This is a genomic window from Streptomyces sp. NPDC048436 (genome assembly GCF_043200355.1).
GTDB lineage: Bacteria > Actinomycetota > Actinomycetes > Streptomycetales > Streptomycetaceae > Streptomyces.
Genome location: NZ_JBICXP010000001.1, coordinates 1,009,167 through 1,034,865 on the forward strand (window position 1 = coordinate 1,009,167; position 25,699 = coordinate 1,034,865).

Genomic DNA, 25,699 nt, shown 5'->3' on the forward strand with positions numbered 1-25,699 from the left:
GCGTCCGACCCGCTACGATGCTTGCCGTGCCGCGGTCGCTGACCAGCAGTGTCCTTGCATGTACAGCGGCGCGAGCCGTGCGGGTGTAGCTCAATGGTAGAGCCCTAGTCTTCCAAACTAGCTACGCGGGTTCGATTCCCGTCACCCGCTCTGTGGCCTCAGGCCCGGTTCCCCGGAACCGGGCCTGAGGCTTTTTCGCGTGGCCGGCCGCCGCGACGCCGCTTGCCGCGCACGCCGCTCAGAAGCTGATCGAGTTGATGGTCTCCGCCACCTCATTGAGGAAGCGGTTTATGGAGGGGGCCATTCCAGTTGAGGCGAGGAAGAACCCGAAGAGCACCGCGACGATCGCGGGTCCCGCCTTGATCGACCCCCCGCGGATCAGCACCACAAGGATGATCGCCAACAGCAACACCACTGACAGCGAAATGGCCACACTGATCACACCCTAGGTCGGTCTCTCCCCGGCCCGGGGGGTACGACCCCGCACACCCCCGCCAGGACCATCGTGCCACCAACAGGCCACCCATATGCGGCCGGTGACACATCGTCGGCCAACGGTGCGGACGCCCGGCCCGCCCCCGGTGCGCGGGGGCGCCCTTGGGGCGCAAGAACACCGCGCCCCCGCACGGCAATTCGAGACCCGCGCACGGCCACCAATTCAGCTTGATCGTTTCCATTGCCACACAACTCGTTCGCCAGAAATTCGAATTGTTGGCGGACGCACACTCCGCACACACTCCCGACTTCACAAAGGCCCAATCAATCGGACATTTCACCTGAGTCGCCTGCGGGCGTTATGCGACGTTTAAGGTGGATGAATAGTGACGTACCGGGCGGTCAGGCGGCTGACCTGCGCGTGACGGGTGGGGAATCGCCATGTCGGCTCATGCGATTTCCGGGGTACCCGGACCGGAATAGTCATGAACCGTCTGTGATTGAGGTGACAGCCGAGTTGAGGGTTTTACGAAAGCGCGCAAGCGACGCTAGGGTGCCTCAGATGTTCCACGCTGCCATCATCCCCGCAAGCGCAGTGCGGTCCCGGGTCGTCCCACCCAGCTCTTGGTGGGAGGGCCTGTGACGAACTCGGTTCAACCGCACGGCCGCCACCGGGCGCCGCTCCCCCCGGCACATGTGCCGGCGGACGGAGTACCTGGCCCCCGCGCCCCCCAGTCCACCATGGCCGCGACCGTTCCCCACGCGCCGGCCGGCACCACCGCTCGACCCGCATTCCCGGGGCATCCCGCTTCCACCGGACACCCTGGTTCCACGGGGCGTCCTGGCACCACCGGCGGACCCGCGGCGACGGGCCAACCCGCCAAGCAGCGCGACTCGTTCTTCGACAACGCCAAGTACCTGGCGATCGTCCTGGTCGCGATGGCGCACGCTTGGGAGCCGCTGACGGACGGCAGCCGCGCCGCAGAGGCGCTGTACATGACCGTCTACACCTTCCACATGCCGGCGTTCATCCTCATCTCCGGCTACTTCTCCCGCAGCTTCGACATGCGGTCCGACCGCCTCAAGCGCCTGGTGACCGGCATCGCTGTGCCGTACGTCATCTTCGAAGTCGCGTACACCTTCTTCAAGCGCTACGCGGACGACGACCCGACCCAGCCGATCAGTCTGCTCGACCCCTGGTACCTCACCTGGTTCCTGGTCGCGCTCTTCGTCTGGCGGCTCACCACCCCGCTGTGGAAGCTGGTCCGTTGGCCGGTGCCGCTCTCGCTCGCCATCGCGGTGCTCGCCTCGATCTCGCCCGACATCGGCGACGACCTGGACCTTCAGCGCGTGCTGCAGTTCCTGCCCTTCTTCGTTCTCGGCCTGTGCATGAAGCCCGAGTACTTCCAGCTGGTGCGGCGCCGCGAGGTGCGGCTTCTCTCCATCCCGATCTTCGCGAGCGCACTGCTCCTCGCGTACTGGGCCGGTCCGCGGATGACCTCGGCGTGGTTCTACCGCCGCGACAGCGCCCAGGAGTTGGGGGCGCCGTGGTGGGCCGGTGTCGTGATGACGCTGGCGCTGTTCGGCTGCTCCGCCATCCTGACCGCGTGCTTCTTCGCGTGGGTTCCGCGCCGGAAGATGTGGTTCACGGTGCTCGGCGCGGGCACGCTGTACGGCTATCTGCTGCACGGCTTCCTCGCCAAGGGCTCGCGCTTCTGGGGCTGGTTCGAGGACTACGAGTGGATGCACAAGCCTGCCGGTGAGATCGTCGTCTCGCTGGTGGCCGCGGCTGTGGTGACGCTTCTCTGTACGCCTCCGGTGCAGCGGATGTTCCGCTTCGCCATGGAGCCGAAGATGGAGTGGGCGTTCAAGCGGGACGCTGCGGCGCTGGCCCGGGAACGGAGCAAGTCCTCTTCCTAGCCTTGTTCCTAGCCTGGTGGTTCTACGCCCAGCAGGGCGTGCATGTGGGCGTACTTCGCTGTGAGGCGGATGCGTGTCGGCCCGTCTAGCACTGCTAGACGGGCCGGATTCGCGTTGTGGGCCAGGTCCGCATCCTTCACCAGGCGGGCGCCTGGTGTGGCGAGGATGCGGGTGGCGTAGGTCTCGGGGGTTTCACCCTTCCGTTTCGTGAGGGCCAGGACGATTTCCTTCATACGAGGAGTCAGCGGCGCCTCTCGCAGCCACTCCTCGGTCAGGGCGTTGTCCTCGATCGCGTCGTGGAGCCAGGCCGCCGCGATTTGTTCTGGCGAGCCGCCTCGGGACTGGACTCCGGCTGCCACGGCTTGCAGGTGCTCTGCGTAGGGGCGGCCTGCTTTGTCCTTCTGGGTGGCGTGGGCTTCGCGGGCCAGGGCCTCTACTTCGGGGAGGGTGAGGAGGGGGCTGGGGTTGGAGTTCATGCGGGGATCCTGCCCCAGACGGGCTGGAGAGTTCCCGGCGGGCTGAAGAGTCAGCGCCTCAACGCCGCCCTCGCCGGAAGTGCCGTAGCCACCAGGCCCAGTACCAGCGTTGCCCCCACGAAGGAGCCGTACACCAGCGGTGGGATGTAGGGGGACTCGCCCGTGAGGCCGTTCATCATGGGGACCAGCGTGGCCAGGGCGATCGCCGAGCCGATCACTGTGCCCGCGCACGCCACCAGCAGCGCCTCCCAGCGCACCATCCGCATCACCTGGCGGCGGGTGGAGCCGATCAGGCGCAGGGTGCCGAGTTCCCTGCGGCGGTCCAGGACCGTCATCACCAGGGTGTTGACCGCGCAGATCGCCGCGAAGCCGCCGAGTACGGCCGCCATGACCGTGTTCGCCCAGGCGTTGACCGCGCGGTCCGTGGACTGGGCGGTGGCGTAGCCGTCGTGGTCCTGGAGTGTGCCGAGGGCGGTGAGCGCCTTCGGTGCCTCGCCCTTCGTCCAGATCTCCGAAGAGAAGGACGACGTCACGTGTTGCTTCAAGTCCGCCGCCGGGAGGGTGACTTGGGAGAGGCCGAGGCCTCGGCCGTACGTGGCCACCACCTTCGGCGACGCCTTCGTACCGTCCGGCAGGCGCAGGGCCAGGCGCTCGCCCGTCTTCACCCCCGCGGAGTCCGCGAGCTTCGCGTCGAGGGCGATCTCACCCCTGCCGAGCGATCCCATCGTGCCCGCCTTGACGTCCAGGTCCTGGACCTTGGCCAGGTCACGGGACGGGCCCGTCACACCCTGCGCCGAAGCGGACTCCAGCCAGCGGTCGGCGCCCGAGCCCACCGGCACCAGGAGTGAGGTCTTGAGCAGCCCCACGGCCGAGGTGACCCCCGGCGCCCGCGCGGCCTCCGTCACCCCGGCCGGGGTCACGCCCGCCCCCGAGGCCGTCACGATGTGGTCGGCGGTGATGCCATCGCGCTGCTGGTCGGCGGCGACGCGGTCCTCGCTGGTGTGCATGAAGACGAGGGTCGACGAGAACGCCATGGCGAGCACGATCGGAGTGATCGCCGAGGCCAGGCGGCGGGCGTTCGTACGGGAGTTGGCCGCCGCGAGCGAGGCCGAAGCGCCCGCTCCGCGCAGCGGAAGTCCGAACAGGGCCGCGCAGCCGCGGGCGACCAGCGGGCCGAGCAGGGCCACGGCGAGCATGAACAGCATGACGATGCCGAGCGCCACGTTCGCCGCGTCGTCGCCGGTCAGGTTCGAGGCGATCCCGGCGAGGACGCAGCCGCCGACGGCCGCCGCGATGCCGAGGGGCGTACGGATCCAGCCGGGGCGCAGGCGTTCGACCGAGGATTCACTGAGGGCCTGTCCTGGCCTGATGCGGGAGGGGCGGCGTGCCGCCAGGTAGCCGGAGAGCAGCGCGGTGAGCACGGCGGCGCCGATCGCGGCGGTGAGCGGGATGAACGAGACCGACAGGTCCAGGCCCTCGGGGACGGCGCCCTTCTCCTTCAGTTGGCCGAACCACCAGCGGGCCAGGGCGATTCCGGGCAGGAGACCGGCCGCCGCCGCGAGGGGTGCGACGAGCAGGGCCTCCGTGGCGATGGTGCGGCGGATCTGCCGGGGCGTCGTGCCGATGGCCCGCAGCAGCGCGTACTCACGGGCCCTCTGGCCGACGGAGAGCGCCACGGTGGCCGCCGCGGTGAACATGGCGACCATGGTGGCGATTCCGCCGAAGGAGCCGCCGAGCCCGGTGAGCATCTCCTTGGCGTAGGCGAGCGCGGAGCCCTCGGCCTCGCTGCGGTCGTCGCCGGTGTGGACCTTGGTCTTGCCGCCGATGGCGTGCGCGACCTGGGCCTTGAGGGCGCTGTCCGAGACGCCTTCCTTGGGCAGGACGGCGATGGCGTCGACGCGGCCCGGGTGGCCGGAGAGGCGTACGGCGTCGGAGTCGGCGAACCAGGCGGTGGGCTGGCCCTGCCCGGCCCGTACCGTGCCGGAGATCCGGAAGTCGCGCGGTCCGTCCGCTGTGGTGAGCGTGGTGTGTTCGCCGACGGACGCGCCCGGTGCGGCCAGGGCGACCTCGCCGGACCGCGGGGCGCGGCCCGCGGTCAGCTTCTCGCCGGTGAAGGCCGTGGAGCCCCAGCCGTGGGCGGTGACGCTCTTGGCGCCGGACTGCACGGGGAAGGTGACGTCGGCGACGGCGGTGCGCGCGCCGGGCACCGAACCCGCCTTCGCCACCAGGGAGTTGTCGATCCGGGCCCGGTCGGGCAGCGGCGAGTTCGACTCGGAGCGGCTGTCACCGCTGCCCGAGACGAAGTGGATCTGCTGTTCGGCGGCGGCGACCACGGGGGCCCCGGCGTACCGGGTGGGCGGCACGGAGGCGCGCGCTCCCGTCTCCAGGAGGATGCCGCAGGCGGACACGACCAGCGCGGCCATCATCAGCGCGACGAACGTGCCCACGAAGGCGGCGGGTTTGAAACGGATCGCGGCGCGGGCGAGGCCGTTGGGCATGAGAATTCTCCGGAGTCGGTAAGGGTCGGGCCGAAGGGCGGGGCCGAGTGCGGGGCCGGCGTGCGGGGCCGAGTGCGGGGTTACGCCGCCGCTGTCGCGTACATCGGAGCCGCCAGGCTCGCCATACGTCCCGCGATCTGCTGGGCAGAGCCCCGCTCGAGGCGGTCCACGATCGCGCCGTCTGCGAGGAAAAGGACCCGGTCCGCGTAGGCCGCGGCGGCCGGATCGTGGGTGACCATGACGACCGTGGCGCCCATCCCGTCGACGGCCGAGCGCAGCAGTCCCAGGATCTCGGCGGCCGTGGTGGTGTCCAGGGCCCCCGTGGGCTCGTCGGCAAAGATCACGTCCGGCTCGCTGACCAGGGCACGGGCGATCGCCACGCGCTGCTGCTGGCCGCCGGAGAGCTCGCCGGGGCGGCGCTTGTGCTTGTCGGCGCCGAGGCCGACGCTGGCGAGGAGGTCGGCGGCCCTGCGGCGGTCGGGGCGGTGGCCCGCGAGCCGCATCGGCAGGACGACGTTCTGCTCGACGGTCAGCGAGGGCAGCAGGTTGAAGGCCTGGAAGACGAAGCCGAGGCGGGTGCGGCGCAGCGCGGTCAGCTTGTTCTCGCTCATGGAGGTGATCTCCGTGCCGCCGAGGCGGACCGTGCCCTCGCTTGGCCGGTCGAGCCCGGCGGCGCACTGCAGGAAGGTGGACTTGCCGGAGCCGGACGGGCCCATGACGGCGGTGAAGCTGCCGCGCTCCAGGGCGAGGTCGATGCCGCTCAGTGCGTGCACGGCGGCGGACCCCCTGCCGTACCTGCGGCGTACACCGCGCAGCTCGACGGCCCAGTCGCCGCCGCGGGGCGCTTCGCCGGGCATCGGGGGCATCGCTCCCCCGCGCCCCTCGAAGCCCTCGCCCGCTTCGGATCGCTTCTTGCGCCGCAGCCCCATGGCTCTCTCCGCCTTCCGTAGGTGATGCACGGTGATGCCTCGAACGTACGGATTCGGGGGCCCTGTGGACCATGAGGTCCCCCGGCGAATCGGGGGTGGGGGTATCCCCCGCAGAGAGCGGATGTCCGCCCTGAGAGGGCCCGCACAAGTCGTTTGGTAAGCTAACTATTGACGCGTTCTTGACGCTCTCTTTGCCATAGCCGCGGAGAGTGCGTCGCCGACTACCAGGAGGAACGGGCCCATCGGACACGCAGACACCCTGATAGCCATGGGCGGCGCCTTTCTCGCCGCCGCCGTACTCGCCCGCGTGGGCGGGCGCATCGGACTCCCCACCATTCCCCTCTTCATCCTGGCCGGGATCCTCCTCGGCCCGCACACCCCCGGCGTGGTCCTGCTCTCGGACCCCCACGACCTGGAGATGCTCTCGGCGCTCGGCCTGGTGCTTCTGCTCTTCTACCTGGGTCTCGAGTTCCACATGGACGACCTCAAGACGGGTGGCCGCAAGATGGCCCTCGCCGGGGGGACGTATCTCGCGCTGAACGTCGGCGCGGGCCTCGGCTTCGGATTCGCCCTCGGCTGGGGCACCTCCGAGGCTCTGGTCCTCGCCGGAGTACTCGGCATCTCCTCGTCGGCGATCGTCACCAAGGTGCTCGTCGACACCGGCAGGCTCGGCAATCCCGAGACCAAGCCGATCCTCGGCATCATCGTCGTCGAGGACATCTTCCTGGCGCTCTATCTGGCGGCGCTGCAGCCCGTCCTGTCCGGCGCCGACAGCCTCGCGGCGGCCGTCATGGACGGCGGCAAGGCGTTCGGCTTCCTGCTGCTTCTCGCCCTCGTGGCGCGCTTCGGCACGAAGGTCGTCGGGCGGCTCATGGACACCCGGGACGACGAACTGCTCGTCATCTCCTTCCTCGGGGCCGCGGTCTTCGTCGCCGGGGTCTCGGAGTGGTTCGGGGTCGCGGACGCGATCGGCGCGTTCATGGTCGGTCTGATGGTGGGCAGCACGGCGTCCGGCGAGCGCGTCCGCAAGCTCGTGCACCCCCTGCGGGACGCGTTCGGGGCGATCTTCTTCTTCGGTTTCGGCCTCTCCATCGACCCGGGCGACCTGCCCACGGTCCTGTGGCCGGTGCTCGCCGCCGTGGCCGTGACGCTGCTCATGAACGTCCTCGCGGGACTCGGTGCGGCGCGGATCTACGGCTTCGGGGCGGGCCCCGCGGCGAACATCTCCACCACCCTGCTCGCACGCGGCGAGTTCGCCCTGATCCTGGCGACCATGGCCGCCACCGCGGGCCTGGACGAGCGGCTGTCGCCCTTCATCGCGGGGTACGTGCTCGTCCTCGCGGTGCTCGGACCGCTGGCGGCGGGGCGCTCGCACTGGCTGGCCCGGATCCTGCCGGGCGGGCGCGATCCCGTACCGGAACCGGAGATGGAGATGTCAGGCGCCCGCTGACGCCTCGCGGCAGATCAGGAGCAGCGCCCGGTCGTCGTTGACGTCCTTGGCTACCGCCTCGATCAGATGCCACGCGGCACCGTGGAAGCCGCCCGCGACATAGCGGTCGGCTTCCCCGGTGAGGCGGTCGATGCCCTCGCTGATGTCGCGGTCGGAGGTCTCGACGAGGCCGTCCGTGAACAGCATCAGAACGTCACCGGGGCGCAGCGAACCCTTCACCGGGTCGAACTGCGCCCCGTCGTACACCCCGAGGAGCGGGCCCTCGGCGGCCTTCTCCTCCCAGCGGCCACTGCCCGAGCTGAGCTGGAGGCCCGGCGGATGGCCCGCCGTGAAGAGTTCGTAGTCGCCGGTCTCCAGGTCGAGGACCAGATGGATGGAGGTCGCGAAGCCCTCGTCCCAGTCCTGGCGCAGGAGATAGCCGTTGGCGGCGGTGAGGAACGCGTGCGGCGGCAGCGAGCCGAGGAGCCCGCCGAAGGCGCCGGACAGGAGCAGGGCGCGCGAGCCCGCGTCCATGCCCTTGCCCGAGACGTCCGTGAGGACGACCTCCAGGGTCCGGCCGCCGTTCGTGCGGGCCGCGACCACGAAGTCACCGGAGAAGGACTGGCCGCCCGCGGGCCGCAGCGCCATCTCGCGGTGCCAGCCCCGGGGCAGCTTCGGCAACTTGCTCTGTACGCGGATACGTTCGCGCAGGTCGAAGAGCATCGTGCCGCCGCCTCTCCACGGCACACCGACCCTGCTGCGGAACTGCGCGATGATCAGCCCGAAGAACCCGCAGGCCGCGACCACCAGGACCACTCCGGGTGTGACCCGCGAGGGGCCTTCCGTGTACGGGCCGAGCTGGACGGACTCCACGATGAGCGCCGCGGCCGACGCCGCGTACAGGCCGAGCAGGCTTGAGGGGCGCAGCAGCAGGCCGCCCGCCACGATGGGCAGGACGAGCGCGGAGGGCGAGAACCAGACGTTGTTGACGATGGTGAAGAAGGTGATCACCGGGATGGTGAGGAGCAGTCCCGCCAGGGCGACCCAGTCCGAGCCGTCGCCTCTGAAGTAGTCCACCCCGGATTTGCGCAGCCCTATCCGCACCCGGTGGATCCGCTTCTTCATCCGGGCTGTAAACGTCTCGGCTTCCGCTCGCCTGCCTGCCATTGCTCCCGGACCCTATCCACCGGGCCAGGGACTTCGCACGGGAGGTGCCGGTTGTCCCCCGTCAGGGGCATGTCGACGACGCGCGGAAATCCTGTCGCTCTGCCCGCTTCATCCTGGTAGGCATGGCATATGACCAGGGAACTGCGGGAGTTGCGCCAGGAAGACTGGGACACGTACTACGGAACGCTGGAGCTCGCCTTCGGTGGCGTGGCCGAGGCGAAGGAGGAGCATGAGCTCTGGAACGCACTGACCGAGTTCGACCGGTTCTTCGGCACCTGGGAGGGCGACGCCTGCGTCGGCACGACGGGATCGTTCAGCTTCCGCCTGTCCGTGCCGGGCGGCTCCCTGGTGGACGCGGCCGGCGTCACCATGGTCAGCGTCGCGGCGACGCACCGGCGCCGCGGGATCCTCACGTCGATGATGCGGCGTCAGCTTGACGACGTACGTGCGAAGGGCGAGTCCCTGGCCGTGCTCACGGCCTCCGAACCCGCCATCTACGGACGGTTCGGGTACGGGGTGGCGACCGAGGCCATGAAGGCCGACATCGACACCTCTCGCGTACGCCTCTCGGTGCCGCCCGGCACGGACGACGTACGGCTTCGGTACGCCAAGCCCGCCGATGTGCTCGACGCCTGCGAGGCGGTGTACGCGCGGCGGGTGAGCGAACGGCCGGGCATGCTGTCGCGGCAGCCGGGCTGGGAGCGGCTCGGTCTGCTCGACCCCGAGAGCGAGCGGCACGGGGCCTCACCCCTGCAGTGCGTGGTCGCGGAGCGGGACGGGGAGGTCGTCGGCTACTCGCGCTTCCGGGTGAAGCCCGAGTGGGACGCGGCGGGCCCCAAGGGCATCGTGCGGCTGCGGGATCTCGAAGCGCTCGACCCGGCGGCGTACGCGGCGCTGTGGCGGTTCCTCTTCGACATCGACCTGACGTCGAGGATCGAGACCCGCAGCCGCCCGAAGGACGACGCGGTCCTGTGGCTCGTCTCGGACCAGCGGCGCTGCGAGATCCGGGTGGCCGACTCGCTGCACGTGCGTCTCGTGGAGGTCGGTGCCGCCCTTGAGGCACGCACCTACCGGACGCCGGTGAACCTCGTGTTGGACGTGGAGGACGCCTTCTGTCCCTGGAACGCGGGCCGTTGGCGGCTCACGGGCGACCTGAAGGGCGCGACGTGCGAGCGCACCGAGGACGACGCCGATCTCGCCCTGTCCGTACGGGACTTGGGCTCGGCCTATCTCGGCGGTGTGTCCCTGACGTCACTGTCGGCGGCGGGCCGGGTGCGGGAACTGCGGCCGGGCGCACTCGCGGAGGCGACGACGGCTTTCGGCTCGGACGTCGCACCGTGGCTGCCGCACGGGTTCTAGCCCGGGGGGCTTCAGCTGATCCGGGGCAGCGGGGCCTTGACCTTGCGGGTGGCCAGGTACAGGGCGATCAGCCAGCCGATGACGGACGCGCCGAAGACGATGTTGATGACCAGGACCAGCCAGCGGTTCTCGACGCCCCGGTTGAAGGCGATGAGGGACGGCAGGAGGTAGACGACCACGCTGAGCAGCGAGAACAGCGTGACGCCCAAGGGGCCTATCGAGCTGAACATGACCGGGCCTTTCGCTGGCACTTCGGGCACCAGAAGAGGTTGCGGGCGGCGAGGTCGGCGGTGCGGATCTCGCCGCCACAGATGTGGCAGGGCATGAGCGCCCTGCGGTAGACGTAGACCTCGCCGCCGTGGTCGTCCACGCGCGGGGCGCGGCCCATCGCCTCCGGTGTGTGCTCCGGCCTGACGGTGTCGATGCGGTTGAGGCGTACGCCCTCCCGCATCAGGGCGACCAGATCGTCCCAGATGGCCGTCCACTGGGCGGGAGTGATGTCCTTGCCCGGTGTGTACGGGTCGATGCCGTGCCGGAAGAGGACCTCGGCGCGGTAGACGTTGCCGACGCCCGCGATGACCTTCTGGTCCATGAGGAGCGCGGCGACGGTGGTGCGGCTGCGGGAGACGCGGGCGTAGGCGGCGGCCGGGTCGTCCCCCGTCCGGAGCGGGTCGGGGCCGAGGCGGGCGTGTATCGCCTGCTTCTCCTCGTCCGTGATGAGCGCGCAGGTCGTGGGACCCCGCAGATCGACGTACGCGTCCTTGGTGGCGATGCGGAGGCGGACGGTGTCCGTGGGCGGGTTCGCGGAGGCCGCGGCGCCGAAGTTCACCTTGCCGAAGAGACCGAGGTGGATGTGGACCCAGCCGGTCTCGGCGAAGCCGAGGAAGAGGTGCTTGCCGTGGGCTTCGGCGGTGTCCATCTCCTGGGCGTTCAGAAGGGCGGCGCTGTCGGAGAACTTGCCCTGGGGGCTGGTCACCCGGAGGGGGCCGCGGTTCTCGAAGCGTTCCCGGTGGTCCGCGGCCAGCCGGTGAATCGTGTGCCCCTCCGGCACGGTGCCTCCTGGAGACATGGAGATAGGGAGGGGCTGGAGAAACCTCCAGCCCCTCCGGCGTTTGAGGAGCGGGGTCCGGGGCGGAGCCCCGTGGGGGGCCGCTACTGCTGCGGGTGGCCGGCCGGGATGGGCGGCAGTTCGCCCGACTCCTCATAAGCCGACAGCATGTCAATGCGGCGAGTGTGCCGCTCCTCGCCCGAGTACGGCGTCGCCAGGAAGATCTCGACGAACTTCGTCGCCTCTTCCCGCGTGTGCATCCGGCCGCCGATCGACACCACGTTCGCGTCGTTGTGCTCACGCCCGAGCGCGGCGGTCTCCTCGCTCCAGGCCAGGGCGGCCCTGACCCCCTTCACCTTGTTCGCGGCGATCTGCTCCCCGTTGCCGGAGCCCCCGATCACGATGCCGAGCGACTCGGGGTCCGCCGCCGTCTTCTCCGCGGCGCGGAGGCAGAAGGGGGGGTAGTCGTCCTGGGCGTCATAGATGTGGGGCCCGCAGTCGACGGGCTCGTGGCCGTGGCTCTTGAGCCACTCGACCAGGTGGTTCTTCAGTTCGTAGCCGGCATGATCCGAGCCGAGGTACACGCGCATGCGTCCGAGTGTGGCACGTCACGGGGCGGGTAGCCGCGTCCGGGGGCCGGACCTTGGTCACTCCGGACCCGGCCTCGGTCACGGCAGGTCCAGGCCATCAGGCCCAAATACAACGATCCGGAGTCAGGGCTTCCGTCACCCGCACCCCTGAGTTTGAATGCGGGGGCTCGTGACCCGAGAACTTAAGGATTCGTCCATGACCTCGCAACCCTCCCTTGCGAAGGCAGACCGTAACCCCGTCGACCCTGGGGATTCACAGTCTGGAGACACCGGTGACGGCCTCAAGGCCGGGCTGAAGAACCGACACCTCTCCATGATCGCCATCGGTGGCGTCATCGGAGCAGGCCTCTTCGTCGGCTCCAGCTCCGGTATCGCCGCCGCAGGGCCCGCCATCCTCGTCTCGTACGCCCTCGTCGGCACGATGGTCGTCCTGGTGATGCGGATGCTGGGCGAGATGGCCGCCGCACGGCCGACCTCCGGCTCCTTCTCCACCTACGCGGACCAGGCCCTCGGCCGCTGGGCCGGATTCTCCATCGGCTGGCTCTACTGGTTCTTCTGGGTCGTCGTGCTCGCGGTGGAGGCCACCGCGGGTGCCGTCATCCTCAACGGATGGATACCGGCCGTCCCGCAGTGGGGCTGGGCGCTCATCGTGATGGTGGTGCTCACCGCGACGAACCTCGTCTCGGTCGGCTCGTATGGAGAGTTCGAGTTCTGGTTCGCCGGCATCAAGGTCGTCGCCATCGGCGGGTTCGTGATCATCGGTCTGCTCGCCGTCTTCGGCGTGCTGCCCGGCTCCGACAACCCCGGCGCCGGATTCGCGCACCTCACCGACGCGGGCGGATTCATGCCCAAGGGCGCGGGCGCCATCCTCACCGGTGTCCTGATGGTCGTCTTCTCCTTCATGGGCTCCGAGATCGTCACCCTGGCCGCCGGCGAGTCCGAGGACCCGCAGCGCGCCGTCACCAAGGCGACGAACAGCGTCATCTGGCGTATCGGCGTCTTCTACCTGGGCTCGATCTTCGTCGTCATCACGCTGCTCCCCTGGAACGACAAGTCGATCCTGAAGGACGGTTCGTACGTCGCCGCGCTGAACTCGATCGGCATTCCGCACGCCGGTCAGGTCATGAACGTCATCGTCCTCACCGCCGTCCTGTCCTGTCTCAACTCCGGTCTCTACACCGCCTCCCGCATGGCCTTCTCCCTCGGCCAGCGGGGTGACGCGCCCAAGGCCTTCGCGCGCACCAACTCCCGCGGTGTGCCGCAGGCCGCGATCCTCGGGTCCGTCGTCTTCGGCTTCGTCGCCGTCTGGTTCAACTACCAGTGGAAGGACACCGTCTTCGACTTCCTGCTGAACTCGTCGGGCGCTGTGGCCCTCTTCGTCTGGCTGATGATCTGCTTCACCCAGCTGCGGATGCGCGGCATCATCCTGCGCGAGGAGCCGGAGAAGCTCGTCGTGAAGATGTGGCTCTTCCCGTACCTGACCTGGGTCACGATCGCGATGATCTCCTTCGTGCTCGTCTACATGCTGACCGACGAGGCCGGGCGCAAGCAGGTGCTGCTCTCGCTCCTCGCGGCGGCGTTCGTGGTCATCTTCTCGGTCGTACGCGAGAAGGTGCGGCCCCGCGTCGACGCCTAGCCGTCACCCGCCGACGGTGGCGTGGTCGACGTACCCGCCACCGTCGGTGACCGGTTTTCCCGAAGAGCCGGAAAACTTGACGGCGGATGTCAGGTTTTCCAGGCAAGCTCTGTCCCGTCAGACAGCGCATCTTGGAGGATCACCGTGGACTTCACCGATCGGCGACTCGTGTTCCGGCCCGACGACGAGGGGTACGACGAGGAGATCGCCGGGTATCAGACCGGCTTCGCGCAGCGGCCCGCGATCGTGTTCGCGGCCGAGAGCGCCGATGACGTCGTCGCCGCCGTCTCGTACGCCGCCGAGGCGGGCCTGCCCGTGGGCGCGCAGGCCACCGGGCACGGGCTTCCGGGGGCCTCGGAGGGCGGCGTCCTGATCAGCACCCGGCGGATGGACTCCGTACGGGTCGATGCCGAGGCGCGCACGGTCACCGTCGGGGCGGGCGTCCGCTGGGGCCAGGTCGTGGAGGCCGCGGCGCCGCACGGACTCGCGCCGCTGAACGGTTCGGCGCCGGGCGTGGGGGCCGTCTCGTACACCCTGGGCGGTGGACTCGGCGTCCTGGCAAGGGAGTTCGGGTACGCGGCCGATCACGTCCGGTGGCTCGATGTCGTCACGGCGGACGGCTCACAGCGCCGCGTCACGGCCGAGAGCGAGCCCGAGCTCTACTGGGGGCTGCTCGGCGGGGGCGCGAACCTCGGGGTGGTGACGGCCCTGGAGATCGGCCTGGTGCCGGTGGAGCGGGTGTACGGCGGGGCGATCGAGTTCGACGGGCGTGAGGTCGATCCGGGGGAGGTGCTGCGGGCCTACGAGGCGTGGACGCGGACCGTGCCGGACGAGCTGACCTCATCGGTGGCGGCGATCACCTACCCGGACATCCCACAGCTGCCGCCCCATCTGCGGGGCCGCTATCTCGTGACGGTGCGGGTCGCGTACACCGGCTCCGAGGCCGCGGGTGAGCGGCTTGTGGCGCCGCTCAGGGAGATTGGGCCCGTGGTGTCGGACTCGCTGCGGGAGATGCCGTACGCGGAGAGCCACACGATCCACAGCGACCCGGATTTCCCGCACGCCTACTACGGGGACAGCGTGATGCTGGACGCGCTCGATGTCGCGGCGCTGGGTGAGCTGTTCGCGCTGACCGGTCCCGCCGCCGAGTCGATGCACGTCGTCCAGGTCAACCACCTGGGCGGGGCGCTGGCCAAGCCCGCAGGGAACGCGGTGCCCTACCGGGGCGCGGGGTGGCTGGTGCGGGTGCTCTCGCCGCTTGACGGCACGGATCTCACGGCGGTACGGGCCGTGCAGGCACAGGCGTTCGGGCTGCTTGCACCGCAGGTCGTGGGGCGGTCGCTCAACTTCGCCTTCGGCGGCGGGGACCGGCCCGAGGGCCTGTACGACGCGGGGACGCGGGAGAGGCTCGCCGGGCTGAAGGCCACGTACGACCCGGCGAACCTCTTCAGGCGGAACTACGGAGTGACCGACCGGGGTTGAACTAACGGAGTGACCGACCGGGGTTGAACTAGCGGTCGAGCAGCTTCCACGCCGTGGGCAGCGCGCCCATCGCGAGCGCGGCCTTCAGGGCGTCGCCGATCAGGAAGGGCGTGAGCCCGGCGGCGACGGCCTGGGTCAGCGACATGCCGGTCGCGGCGGCGAGGTACGGGACGCCGACCGCGTAGATGATCGCGGAGCCGAGGACCATCGTGCCCGCGGTGCGCAGGACGGAACGGTCACCGCCGCGACGGGCGATGGCGCCGACCACGGTCGCGGCGAGCAGCATGCCGAGGACGTAGCCGAGGGACGGCGCGGCGACGCCGGAGCCCGCCTGGGCGAACCACGGCATGCCGGCCATGCCGACGAGGGCGTACACGGCGAGGGAGAGGAAGCCGCGGCGGGCGCCGAGCGCGGTGCCGACGAGGAGCGCGGCGAAGGTCTGGCCCGTCACCGGCACCGGGGAGCCCGGCACGGGCACGGCGATCTGGGCCGCTATGCCGGTGAGGGCGGCGCCGCCGAGGACGAAGGCCGCGTCCTTCGCACGGGAGGCGGGGAGCAGGTCCGCGAGGACCTGGCCGGGACGGGAAGAGACGGCGGCGATGCTCATCGGGACTCCGCGGGTTGTGGAACGGGCAGTTGGGACTCCGCGACGCTATCTCAGGCGGGGGCGGCCGACATCGGTGGTGGGTGACAAGGCGCCGGGGGCTTTGATGGTGGGCTCTGCACAAAGCGTGGGACATACCCCCCATGGGGGCGTGACGCTCGTCACTGAGGTGGGGGGCTTGTGGGGCCGTTTTGCGCGGGAGGCCATGCCACGGCGAGACTGTAGGTTCCCGCCAAAGTCTTTGTGAGCCCGAGAGCAGCCTGAGCACCATGCACGACGCATCCCCGGATACACCCGAGCCTCTCGGCGGCGGACTGAAGCAGCGGCATCTCACCATGCTCGGGCTCGGCGGAGTCATCGGAGCCGGTCTCTTCGTCGGATCCGGCGCCGGCATCGCCGTCGCCGGGCCCGGCATCGTCGTCTCGTACCTCATCGCGGGCGCGCTCGCGATGTGCGTGATGCGGATGCTCGGCGAGATGTCCGCCGCGATGCCCGCCTCCGGTTCCTTCTCCGTGCACGCCGAGCGGGCGCTCGGGCGCTGGGCGGGGTTCAGCGTCGGGTGGCTCTACTGGTTCCTGCTCGTCGTCGTCCTGGCCGTGGAGGCGACCGGCGCCGCGCAGATCGCCAACAGCTGGGCGCCGGGCGTCCCGCAGTGGGCCTGGGTGCTGATCTTCATGCTGGTGTTCACGGCGGCCAACCTCGCCTCCGTGAAGAACTTCGGCGAGTTCGAGTTCTGGTTCGCCGCGCTGAAGGTCTTCGCGATCGTCGCGTTCCTGGTGCTGGGGCTGCTCGCGGTCTTCGGGGTCCTGCCGGACACAGACCCCGTGGGCCTCACCAACCTCACCGGGCACGGCGGGTTCCTTCCCAACGGCTGGGAGGGCGTCACCTCCGGTGTGCTCGCCGTGGTCTTCGCCTTCGGCGGCCTTGAGGTCGTGACGATCGCCGCCGCCGAGTCCGACGATCCGGTGCGTTCGGTCGCCCGCGCCGTGCGCAGCGCCGTCTACCGCATCCTCTTCTTCTACGTCGGTTCGATGCTGGTCATCGTGACGGTCCTGCCGTGGACGGCGGAGAAGGCCGGGGTCAGTCCGTATGTGACGGTCCTCGACTCGATCGGGGTGCCGTCGGCCGGCACGATCATGAACATCGTGGTGTTCGTGGCGCTGCTCTCGGCGCTGAACGCCAACCTGTACGGCTCGTCCCGGATGGTCTTCTCGCTGGCCGAACGCGGTGAGGCCCCGAGGGCCCTGCTGAAGGTGTCGGGCGGCGGGGTGCCCCGGCGTGCCGTGCTCGCGTCCGTGGCCTTCGGCTTCGTATCCGTCGTACTCAATCTGAAGTGGCCGGACTCCGTCTTCCTCTACATGCTCAACTCGGTGGGCGCGGTGCTGCTGTTCGTGTGGGCGCTGATCGCGGTCTCGCAGCTGCGGCTGCGGCGGCGCGTCGAGCGTGAGGCTCCGGAGCGTCTCGTTCTGCGGATGTGGGCCTTCCCCTATCTGACGTGGGCGGCGCTCGCCGCGATGACGGCCGTGATCGGGCTGATGCTGACCGATGACGGGGCGCGTCCGCAGCTGCTGTGGTCGGCGGGCGCGACGGGCCTTGTCCTCGCGATCGCGGGGCTGCGGGAGTGGCGCGCGGCGCGCCTGAAACGGGCGTGAACATCTCGTGCCCGCCGCTTCACAACGTGTGAGCGTCGTGTCCGTATAGCGGTCAGGTGTTCCCTGTCAGCGGTGGGGGACTTCAGACTGTGGGCCGCTCGCCTCCCCGTCTCAGCTCCGCCTCTCCGTCTCAGCTAGTGAACAGGGCACGCCCATGTCTCGGACGTCCATCCCCCAGGACGCATCGCCCGACGCATCAACCGACGCAGCCCCCAAGGTCGATTCACCGCTCGTCCACGGCCTCAAGCAGCGGCATCTCTCGATGATCGCCCTCGGCGGCGTCATCGGGGCCGGCCTCTTCGTGGGCTCCGGAGCGGGCATCGCCGCGGCCGGACCGTCGATCGTCCTCGCGTACGCGGTATCCGGCGTGCTCGTCATGCTCGTGATGCGCATGCTCGGCGAGATGTCGGCGGCGAACCCGGCGTCCGGCTCCTTCTCGGTCCACGCCGAGCGGGCGATCGGCCCCTGGGCGGGCTTCACGGCGGGCTGGGGCTTCTGGTTCCTGCTCTGCGTCGCCGTCGGCATCGAAGGCCTCGGCGCCGCGCAGATCATGGCGGGCTGGTTCCCCGACAGCCCCGAGTGGGCGTGGGTGGCCCTCTTCATGCTGGTGTTCTGCGGGGCCAACCTGACGGCCGTGAAGAACTTCGGCGAGTTCGAGTTCTGGTTCGCCGCCCTCAAGGTCGGCGCGATCGCGCTCTTCCTGGGCCTCGGCGTCCTGGCGATCCTCGGCATCCTGCCCGGCTCGGACGCGTCCGCTCCCGGCACGGCGAACCTCACCGGTGAGGGCGGGTTCATGCCGAACGGCACGGACGGCCTGATCATCGGCCTCCTCGCGTCGGTCTTCGCGTACGGCGGTCTGGAGACCGTCACGATCGCGGCGGCCGAGTCCGAGAAGCCCGTCGAGGGCGTCGCGAAGGCCGTCCGCACGGCGATGTGGCGCATCGCGCTCTTCTACGTCGGCTCCATGGCCGTCGTCGTCACGCTGCTGCCCTGGGACAACAAGGAGGTCGTGGCGAAGGGTCCGTACGTCGCCACCCTTGACCACCTGGGCATCCCCGGCGCCGGCCAGATCATGAACGTCATCGTCCTGATCGCCCTGCTCTCCGCGATGAACGCCAACATCTACGGGGCGTCGCGCATGTCGTACTCCCTGATCCGGCGCGGCCAGGGCCCCCGCGCGCTGGGCAAGGTCTCGGGCGGCGTCCCGCGTCTCGCGGTCCTCGCCTCCTCGGTCTTCGGCTTCGTCTGCGTGCTGCTCAGCTACTGGCGCCCGGACGACGTCTTCCCGTGGCTGCTGAACATGATCGGCGCGATGATCCTGGTCGTCTGGATCTTCATCGCCGCCTCACAGCTGATCCTGCGCGGCAGGATGAACCGCGAGAACCCGCAGAAGCTGGTCGTCAAGATGTGGGGCTACCCCTTCCTGACCTGGGTGGCGCTCGCCGCGATGGCGTACATCTTCTACCTGATGACCCAGCAGCCCGACACGCGCAAGCAGTTGCTGGCGACGGGCGCGCTGACGCTGATCCTGGCCGCGATCGGATTCGCGCGGCAGAAGACGGCGGAGAAGCGGGCGGCGGTCACCGCCGCCGAGTAGCTCGTCCTTACTTTTTCGCGAGAGGGCCCCGAGTCGATGGACTCGGGGCCCTCTCGCGTTCCCATCGCGTTCCCCGACACCCGGTCCTAGGACGAAGGGCTGATCAACTCCGGGCCCCTTCTGCTGCTAGCCTGCACTTGCATATAGGTCGCAATAAGCGTTGCACCACAGCAGAGCAGCAGTCGGAGGGCTCGGATCATGGCCATTTACACGCTTCCAGAACTTCCGTACGACTACGCGGCGCTCGAGCCGGTCATCAACCCCCAGATCGTCGAGCTGCACCACGACAAGCACCACGCGGCGTACGTGAAGGGCGCGAACGACACCCTTGAGCAGCTGGAGGAGGCGCGCGACAAGGAGACGTGGGGCGCCATCAACGGCCTGGAGAAGAACCTGGCCTTCCACCTCTCCGGCCACATCCTGCACAGCATCTACTGGCACAACATGAACAGCCCCAAGGACGGCGGCGGTGGCGAGCCGCTGGCCGCGGACGGTGTCGGCGACCTCGCGGACGCGATCACCGAGTCCTTCGGCTCTTTCGCCAAGTTCAAGGCCCAGCTGACCAAGGCCTCGGCGACCACGCAGGGTTCGGGCTGGGGCGTCCTCGCCTACGAGCCGCTCAGCAACCGCCTCATCGTCGAGCAGGTCTACGACCACCAGGGCAACGTCGGCCAGGGCTCGACGCCCATCCTGGTCTTCGACGCCTGGGAGCACGCCTTCTACCTGCAGTACAAGAACCAGAAGGTCGACTTCATCGAGGCCATGTGGCAGGTCGTCAACTGGCAGGACGTGTCGAAGCGGTACGAGGCCGCCAAGCAGCGCGTGAACAGCCTGCTGCTTTCTCCCTGAGAACGTCCTGCCTCGTGATCGTCTTCTCAACCTTCGCTGAGGCAGGCGGATAAAGGAAAGGCCCCCGTGAGGACATGACTCACGGGGGCCTTTCGGTTCTTTCGGGCCTTTCGGTGTATCTCTGCAGGCCGGGTCAGTCGAAGATCGGGCCCTGCGTACGCGTCCGCTTGATCTCGTAGAAGCCGGGCGTGGACGCCACGAGGAGCGTGCCGTCCCAGAGCCTGGCCGCCGCCTCGCCCTTGGGGGCGGGCGTCACGACGGGGCCGAAGAAGGCGATCTGCTCGCCGTCCGCGCCGGGTACGGCGATGACGGGCGTGCCGACGTCCTGGCCGACCTTCTCGATGCCCTCCTTGTGGGAGGCCCGCAGCTCCTTGTCGTACGTGTCGGAGTCCGCGTAGTCCGCGAGGTCCTCGGGCAGGCCGACGTCCTTGAGCGCGGAGACGATCGCCTCGCGGGTCGGGCCCTCGCCAAGGTTGTGGAAGCGGGTGCCGAGGGCGGTGTAGAGCTTGCCCGTGTACTCGTCGCCGTGCTTCTGCTGGGCGGCGATGACGACGCGGACCGGGCCCCAGGCCTTCGTCTCCAGCATGTCGCGGTACTCCTCGGGCAGCTCGTCGAGCTTGTCCTCGTTCAGCACCGCGAGGCTCATGACATGCCAGCGCACCTCGACATCGCGGACCTTCTCCACCTCCAGCATCCAGCGCGAGGTCATCCAGGCCCACGGGCACAGCGGGTCGAACCAGAAGTCAACGGGGGTCTTGCCGGACTTGCCGTTCTCGGACATGTCTCTCCCTAGGGAATATGAGCGCGCTTGGCCAGGGGAACGTCAGTGATCTACCCGGGCATTCCCGGATACCGCGCGCCGAGGGCACATGCGAGGATCGTAGACATTCGTACAGGTCGTGCGATCCACGACTTCAGTCATGCGAGTACAAGGGAGTACCGCCCGTGCCCGGTGAGAATCTTTCCCGCGACGAGGCCCAGGAGAGGGCCGCGCTGTTGTCCGTCGACGGGTACGAGGTCTTTCTCGACCTGCGCTCCGCGCTCGGCGAGAGCGACCAGGAGCCGCGCACGTTCCGCTCCGTCACCACCTTGCGTTTCCGCTCGGCTGAGCCCGGCGCCACGAGCTTCGCCGACCTGATCGCCCCGAGCGTCACGGCCGTTTCCCTCAACGGCAGGGACCTGGACCCCGCCGAGGTCTTCGACGGCACCCGGATCACGCTGGAGGACCTGGCCGCGGAGAACGAACTGGTGGTGGACGCCCAGTGCGCCTACAGCCGCACCGGCGAGGGCATGCACCGCTTCGTCGACCCGGAGGACGGCGAGGTCTACCTCTACACGCAGTACGAGCCCGCCGACTCGCGCCGCGTCTTCGCCAACTTCGAGCAGCCGGACCTGAAGGCACCTTTCCGTTTCTCCGCGAAGGCACCCGACGGCTGGACGGTCTGGTCGAACGGCGCCGGTGAACTGACCGACGGCACCTGGCGGTTCGCCGAGACGAAGCCGATCTCGACGTACATCACCGCCGTCGTCGCAGGCCCGTATCACTACGTGACGGACTCCTACACCCGCACCTTCGACGACGGCACGACGCTGGACATCCCGCTCGGCGCGCTGTGCAGGAAGGGGCTCGCCAAGCACTTCGACGCGGACGACGTCTTCCTGGTCACCAAGCAGGGGCTCGACTTCTTCCACGACAACTTCGACTACCCCTACCCCTTCGGGAAGTACGACCAGGCCTTCGTGCCGGAGTACAACCTGGGCGCGATGGAGAACCCGGGCTGTGTGACCTTCCGCGAGGAGTTCATCTTCCGCGGCAAGGTGACGCAGGCGTCGTACGAGCGCCGGGCCAACGTCATCCTGCACGAGATGGCGCACATGTGGTTCGGCGACCTCGTCACCATGCGCTGGTGGGACGACCTGTGGCTCAAGGAGTCCTTCGCCGACTTCATGGGCTCCTTCTCGATGGTCGAGGCGACACGCTTCACCAACGGCTGGATCACCTTCGCCAACAACCGCAAGGCGTGGGCCTACCGCGCCGACCAGCTGCCCTCCACCCACCCGGTCACGGCCGACATCCGCGACCTGGAGGACGCCAAGCTCAACTTCGACGGCATCACGTACGCGAAGGGCGCGAGCGTACTGAAGCAGCTCGTCGCCTACGCCGGGCGTGACGCGTTCCTCGAAGGCGCGCGCCGCTACTTCAAGCGGCACGCGTACGGGAATACCCGGCTCGGTGACCTCCTCTCGGTCCTGGAGGAGACCTCCGGGCGCGACATGGCGTCCTGGTCCCGGGCCTGGCTGCAGACGGCGGGCGTGAACTCGCTGACTCCGCAGGTCATCCTGAACGCGGAGGGCAGGATCACCGAGCTCTCCGTGCTCCAGGAAGCCGCCGAGTCGCACCCCGAACTGCGCCCGCACCGCGTGGCGGTGGGCCTGTACCGCCGCACGCCCGAGGGCGAGCTGACGCGGTACGCACGCGCCGAGGTGGACGTCGACGGGCCGCGCACGACCGTCGCCGAGCTGGCCGGGGCCGATGCGCCCGACCTGGTCCTGGTCAACGACGACGACCTGACGTACTGCAAGATCCGCTTCGACGAGAACTCCCTGGACACGCTGCGGGAGCACCTCGGTGAGCTCACCGATCCCCTCGCTCGCGCCCTGTGCTGGTCCGCGCTGTGGAGCCTCACGCGGGACGCGCTGATGCCGGCGCGGGACTTCATCGGGCTCGTGCTGCGGTTCGCGGGGCGCGAGAGCGACATCGGGGTGCTGCAGATGCTGCACGCCTGGGCGGACTCGGCCCTCACGCACTACGCCTCCCCCGAGTGGCGCGAGGAGGGCGGGCGCGCGCTCGCCGAGGGTGCGCTGCGGGAGCTGCGGATCGCCGACCCTGGCAGCCAGCACCAGCTGACGTGGGCCAGGTTCTTCACGGCCGTGGCCTCCTCGGAAGCCGATCTTCAGCTGCTGCACGGCCTGCTGGCCGGGACGGCGAAGATCGACGGCCTGGACATCGATCAGGAGCTGCGCTGGTCCTTCCTCGGCCCGCTGGCCGCGCACGGCATCGTCGGCGAGCAGGAACTGGCCGCCGAGCTGGCCCGCGACGACACCGCCTCCGGCAAGCGGCATCAGGTGCGGTGCCTGGCGGCGCGGCCCTCCGAGGCGGTCAAGGCACAGGCGTGGGCCGCCGTGGTGGAGTCGGACAACCTGTCGAACGCGTTGGTGGGGGCGACGATCGGCGGCTTCGCGCAGGCGTCGCAGCGGGAGCTGGTCGCGCCGTATGCCGCGAAGTACTTCGACGCCATCGAGCGGGTGTGGGCCGAGCGGTCCATCCAGATCGGCATGGACGTGGTGAAGGGGCTGTTCCCCCACCTCCAGGACGATCAGGGGACGTTGGACGCGGCGGATGCGTGGCTCGCCTCGCACGAGTCGGCCGCGTCCGCCTTGCGGCGCCTCGTGCTTGAGGCTCGCGACGACCTCGCCCGGTCCCTGCGGGCGCAGGCCTGCGACGCGGGCGCCGTCTCCTAGGGAGGTACGGGCGGGTGCGGGGTATTCCGCACCCGCCCGCGCCCCGCCCCACCCCGCCTCATCCCGTACCGCACACAAACGGACCTTTTCGGCAGTCGAACGTCTGCACTTTAGTGCGGGGTTGTCCGGTTATGTCGACGGGCTTGTAACAGCGGTTAGGGGGCACGGCGGCAGCGGGAATGGCCCGGTCATGAACCACAACACCCCGCTCTCCCCCCGCCCCCTCCGCCACCTCGCCGACGTCCAGCGTCGCGTCATGAGCACCGCCCAGCTCCGCGCCCACGGCGTCTCCGCCGCCGACGTCGCCGCCCACTGCCGCCCCGAAGGACCCTGGCAGCAGCTCCTCCCGGGGGTGTGCCTGCTGCATCCGGGGCCACCGACCAGTGAAGAGCGCCTGCACGGCGCCCTGTTGTACGCCGGGCGCCCGCCGGCCAAGGTGGCGAGGACCGTGCCCGGACAGCCCGGCCCTGGCGAGCCCCACGCCCCGTACGCCGACGCCCTGATCACCGGCCTCGCGGCACTCGCCCTGCACCGCTTCTCCTCCGCTCCCCCGCTCCTCTCCCTCGACCGCATCGACGTCCTCGTCCCGCGCACCCGGCGGCTGCGGTCCACCGGGTTCACGCGGCTCGTGCGGACCCCGGCGCTGCCGACCGCCGTACAGATCACGGGAGTTCCGGTAGCCCCGGTGCCCCGCGCGCTCGCCGACGCCGTGGCGGGGCTCACCGAGGCGGGCGCGGTGCGCAGGCTGCTCACCGAGGCGGTGCGCGGCGGCCACTGCGAACCGGCCGCCCTCGTGCGGGAGTTGAGCCAGGCCAAGCTGCTCACCCGGCCCCATGTCGTGGACGCGGTGGACTCGCTGCTCGCCGAGGGGCGGGCCATCGCCGAGGACCGGCTGTACCGGATGGTCGCCGAGCACGGTCTGCCCGATCCGCTGTGGAACGTCGACCTGCGATTGCCGGGCGGGCCGCACCTCGGGGGCGTCGACGCCTACTGGCCGGACCAGGCCGTCGCGATCGAACTGGACACGCGGGCACCCCGGCAGGGTCTCCGGGAGGGGCTCCGGGAGGGACTCCGGGAGGACGACGACGCCCTGTGGTCCGAGTACGCCCGTAAGCGTGAGCACCTGGAGCGGCTCGGCATCACCGTCGTTCATCTGACGCCCAGGAAACTGCGCGAGTCACTGGAGCAGCAGGCGACCGTCGTACGGACCGCGCTGATGGCCTCGACCGACCGCGACCCGGCGGCGTACGTGGTCGTCCTGCCCAGGTGACGCGAGCGAAGGAGGGCGGGCCGCGACCGCGGTCCCGCCCCCCGTTTGCCTTACTCGGCGCAGAACTCCGCGTTGATGACCGAGGGCCAGTCCGCCTCGGGGCCGTTGAAGTTGAACGCGAGGGCATGGCCGCCGTCCGCCGTCGCCAGCGCCCCGGACGACGAACCGGGGGCGTCGCCGCCATTGCCCCAGATCATCTTTCCGCACGAGGTCTTGCGGCGCTCCAGGCCGAGCCCGTACGCCCGAGAACCGTCGTCGTCCATCGGAACGGCGGTCTTCATCTCGGCGAGCTGCTTCTTCGGCAGGAGCTTGCCGCGCAGCAGCGCCGTGTAGAAGCGGTTCAGGTCCGCCGAGCTGGAGATCATGCCACCGGAAGCGCCCATCACGGACGGGTTCATCTCCGTCACGTCGTGGGTCTTGGCATCCGGTGCGTCGGACAGCTTGGTGTAGGCACGTGAACTCGGCTGCGGCATCTTCGGGTCCGTATCCGGCACGGTGGTGGCTTTAAGGCCGAGCGGCTTGATGACGCGCTGCCGGATCTCGTCCGCGTACGACTCGCCCGTCACCTTCTCGATGATCATTCCGGCGAGGACGTAGTTGGTGTTGGAGTACTCCCACCCCTTGCCGGGCTTGAAGTCCGGCTTGTGGCGCATGGCGATGGCGACCTCCTGCTCGGGGGTCCAGGTGTCGTAGCGGTGCGCGAGGAACTTCTCGGTGAACACCTTGTCCCGGAAGCCCGGGTCGTCCGTCACGTTGAAGATGCCGCTCGTGTGGTTGAGGAGCTGGCGGACCGTGATCCTGTCCCCGTCGTGGCCGTGGCCCTCGACCACCCCCGGCAGCCACCGCCCCACCTTGTCGTCGAGGCTCAGCTCCCCCTCCGCCACCAGCTGGAGCACGACCGTCGAGACGAAGGTCTTGGTGATGCTGCCGACGCGGTAGCGGTCGTGGGCGCCGCGCGGCGTCTGCCGTTCGAGGTCGCCGATGCCCGCCGCCGCGTTCCAGGTGCCGTGCCTGTCCTTGGCCTGCGCGGTCACGCCGGGCCCGTTCTCGTTGACGGCGGCTTCCATCGCCTTCCGCGTCGCCCGGTGCCGGTCGCCGGGCGACGAGGCGAGAGCCGGAGCCGCGAACGCCCCCGCCGTCACCGTCATGGCCACCACTGCGGCCACACCCGTCAGGCCTCTTCTGCGCGCTGACATGTCTCCCCCTCCGTTCACGATGTGCGTTCGGCCGGAGGGA

The 25,699-nt window shown here is 69.7% G+C and carries 21 protein-coding genes and 1 tRNA gene; 11 read left to right on the top strand and 11 right to left on the bottom strand.

What is annotated here, in order from left to right; all coding sequences use genetic code 11:
* Nucleotides 1-79 precede the first annotated feature (79 nt).
* Nucleotides 80-150: transfer RNA gene (locus tag ACGFX9_RS04620), tRNA-Gly, on the top strand.
* Between the two features lie 88 nt (nt 151-238).
* Here ACGFX9_RS04620 and ACGFX9_RS04625 read toward each other — a convergent pair.
* Nucleotides 239-433 carry a hypothetical protein gene (locus ACGFX9_RS04625; RefSeq protein ID WP_135335839.1) on the bottom strand — a complete coding sequence of 65 codons (195 nt, stop codon included), beginning with the start codon at nt 431-433 and terminating at the stop codon, nt 239-241.
* Nucleotides 434-1,074: 641 nt separating this feature from the next.
* Between ACGFX9_RS04625 and ACGFX9_RS04630 the strand changes: the two genes are divergently transcribed.
* Nucleotides 1,075-2,355: an acyltransferase family protein gene (locus tag ACGFX9_RS04630; RefSeq protein ID WP_393464466.1), complete on the top strand. Its 1,281-nt coding sequence runs from the start codon at nt 1,075-1,077 to the stop codon at nt 2,353-2,355.
* Nucleotides 2,356-2,363: 8 nt separating this feature from the next.
* On the opposite strand, the gene ACGFX9_RS04635 is transcribed toward ACGFX9_RS04630, so the two are convergent.
* The 3 genes from ACGFX9_RS04635 to ACGFX9_RS04645 all read right to left on the bottom strand — a co-directional run bounded on the left by ACGFX9_RS04635 (nt 2,364) and on the right by ACGFX9_RS04645 (nt 6,258).
* Nucleotides 2,364-2,831 (bottom strand): HD domain-containing protein, encoded by a 468-nt coding sequence (locus tag ACGFX9_RS04635; protein ID WP_393464469.1) that lies wholly within the window; start codon nt 2,829-2,831, stop codon nt 2,364-2,366.
* Between the two features lie 50 nt (nt 2,832-2,881).
* Nucleotides 2,882-5,329 (bottom strand): FtsX-like permease family protein, encoded by a 2,448-nt coding sequence (locus tag ACGFX9_RS04640; RefSeq protein WP_393464471.1) that lies wholly within the window; start codon nt 5,327-5,329, stop codon nt 2,882-2,884.
* An 80-nt stretch (nt 5,330-5,409) separates the two neighbouring features.
* A complete protein-coding gene (locus ACGFX9_RS04645; RefSeq protein WP_393464474.1) occupies nt 5,410-6,258 on the bottom strand; it encodes an ABC transporter ATP-binding protein in 849 nt (282 codons plus the stop codon).
* 268 nt (nt 6,259-6,526) lie between these two features.
* Between ACGFX9_RS04645 and ACGFX9_RS04650 the strand changes: the two genes are divergently transcribed.
* Nucleotides 6,527-7,708: a cation:proton antiporter gene (locus ACGFX9_RS04650; protein WP_393464477.1), complete on the top strand. Its 1,182-nt coding sequence runs from the start codon at nt 6,527-6,529 to the stop codon at nt 7,706-7,708.
* Here the strand turns inward: ACGFX9_RS04650 and ACGFX9_RS04655 are convergent.
* A complete protein-coding gene (locus ACGFX9_RS04655; RefSeq protein ID WP_393464480.1) occupies nt 7,694-8,854 on the bottom strand; it encodes a PP2C family protein-serine/threonine phosphatase in 1,161 nt (386 codons plus the stop codon). The two genes, ACGFX9_RS04650 and ACGFX9_RS04655, sit on opposite strands and share 15 nt — an antisense overlap.
* Nucleotides 8,855-8,983: 129 nt before the next feature.
* Here ACGFX9_RS04655 and ACGFX9_RS04660 point away from each other — a divergent pair, with 129 nt between their 5' ends.
* Nucleotides 8,984-10,213: a GNAT family N-acetyltransferase gene (locus ACGFX9_RS04660; RefSeq protein WP_393464483.1), complete on the top strand. Its 1,230-nt coding sequence runs from the start codon at nt 8,984-8,986 to the stop codon at nt 10,211-10,213.
* Nucleotides 10,214-10,224: 11 nt separating this feature from the next.
* On the opposite strand, the gene ACGFX9_RS04665 is transcribed toward ACGFX9_RS04660, so the two are convergent.
* The 3 genes from ACGFX9_RS04665 to ACGFX9_RS04675 form a co-directional block, all read right to left on the bottom strand.
* Nucleotides 10,225-10,443: a superinfection immunity protein gene (locus tag ACGFX9_RS04665; RefSeq protein ID WP_393464486.1), complete on the bottom strand. Its 219-nt coding sequence runs from the start codon at nt 10,441-10,443 to the stop codon at nt 10,225-10,227.
* Entirely contained in the window at nt 10,428-11,264 is an 837-nt protein-coding gene (locus tag ACGFX9_RS04670; RefSeq protein WP_393464488.1) for an Fpg/Nei family DNA glycosylase, read from the bottom strand. Before ACGFX9_RS04670 ends, ACGFX9_RS04665 begins: the two co-directional genes overlap by 16 nt.
* Before the next feature lie 101 nt (nt 11,265-11,365).
* A complete protein-coding gene (locus tag ACGFX9_RS04675) occupies nt 11,366-11,851 on the bottom strand; it encodes a ribose-5-phosphate isomerase (RefSeq protein WP_393464491.1) in 486 nt (161 codons plus the stop codon).
* Nucleotides 11,852-12,047: 196 nt separating this feature from the next.
* Between ACGFX9_RS04675 and ACGFX9_RS04680 the strand changes: the two genes are divergently transcribed.
* Both ACGFX9_RS04680 and ACGFX9_RS04685 read left to right on the top strand, forming a co-directional pair.
* Entirely contained in the window at nt 12,048-13,487 is a 1,440-nt protein-coding gene (locus tag ACGFX9_RS04680; protein WP_393464494.1) for an amino acid permease, read from the top strand.
* A 144-nt stretch (nt 13,488-13,631) separates the two neighbouring features.
* A complete protein-coding gene (locus ACGFX9_RS04685; protein ID WP_393464497.1) occupies nt 13,632-14,969 on the top strand; it encodes an FAD-binding oxidoreductase in 1,338 nt (445 codons plus the stop codon).
* Between the two features lie 28 nt (nt 14,970-14,997).
* Here the strand turns inward: ACGFX9_RS04685 and ACGFX9_RS04690 are convergent, their stop codons facing one another.
* Nucleotides 14,998-15,576, bottom strand: coding sequence for a biotin transporter BioY (locus ACGFX9_RS04690; protein WP_393464500.1), 579 nt, complete (start codon nt 15,574-15,576; stop codon nt 14,998-15,000).
* Nucleotides 15,577-15,842: 266 nt separating this feature from the next.
* Between ACGFX9_RS04690 and ACGFX9_RS04695 the strand changes: the two genes are divergently transcribed.
* From ACGFX9_RS04695 to ACGFX9_RS04705, 3 genes are all read left to right on the top strand, one after another.
* Complete coding sequence (locus tag ACGFX9_RS04695) at nt 15,843-17,225, top strand: amino acid permease (protein WP_393464503.1); 1,383 nt, start codon at nt 15,843-15,845, stop codon at nt 17,223-17,225.
* A gap of 154 nt (nt 17,226-17,379) precedes the next feature.
* Nucleotides 17,380-18,822: an amino acid permease gene (locus tag ACGFX9_RS04700; protein WP_393464506.1), complete on the top strand. Its 1,443-nt coding sequence runs from the start codon at nt 17,380-17,382 to the stop codon at nt 18,820-18,822.
* A gap of 198 nt (nt 18,823-19,020) precedes the next feature.
* A complete protein-coding gene (locus ACGFX9_RS04705; RefSeq protein ID WP_389907111.1) occupies nt 19,021-19,671 on the top strand; it encodes a superoxide dismutase in 651 nt (216 codons plus the stop codon).
* Nucleotides 19,672-19,804: 133 nt separating this feature from the next.
* On the opposite strand, the gene ACGFX9_RS04710 is transcribed toward ACGFX9_RS04705, so the two are convergent.
* Complete coding sequence (locus ACGFX9_RS04710) at nt 19,805-20,452, bottom strand: DsbA family protein (RefSeq protein WP_393464509.1); 648 nt, start codon at nt 20,450-20,452, stop codon at nt 19,805-19,807.
* A 164-nt stretch (nt 20,453-20,616) separates the two neighbouring features.
* Between ACGFX9_RS04710 and pepN the strand changes: the two genes are divergently transcribed.
* Nucleotides 20,617-23,193: an aminopeptidase N gene (pepN, locus tag ACGFX9_RS04715; protein ID WP_393464512.1), complete on the top strand. Its 2,577-nt coding sequence runs from the start codon at nt 20,617-20,619 to the stop codon at nt 23,191-23,193.
* Between the two features lie 190 nt (nt 23,194-23,383).
* Nucleotides 23,384-24,463, top strand: a complete 1,080-nt coding sequence (locus tag ACGFX9_RS04720; protein WP_393464515.1) for a hypothetical protein — start codon at nt 23,384-23,386, stop codon at nt 24,461-24,463.
* A 50-nt stretch (nt 24,464-24,513) separates the two neighbouring features.
* Here the strand turns inward: ACGFX9_RS04720 and ACGFX9_RS04725 are convergent, their stop codons facing one another.
* Nucleotides 24,514-25,659, bottom strand: a complete 1,146-nt coding sequence (locus ACGFX9_RS04725) for a serine hydrolase domain-containing protein (protein ID WP_393464518.1) — start codon at nt 25,657-25,659, stop codon at nt 24,514-24,516.
* Nucleotides 25,660-25,699: the final 40 nt, after the last annotated feature.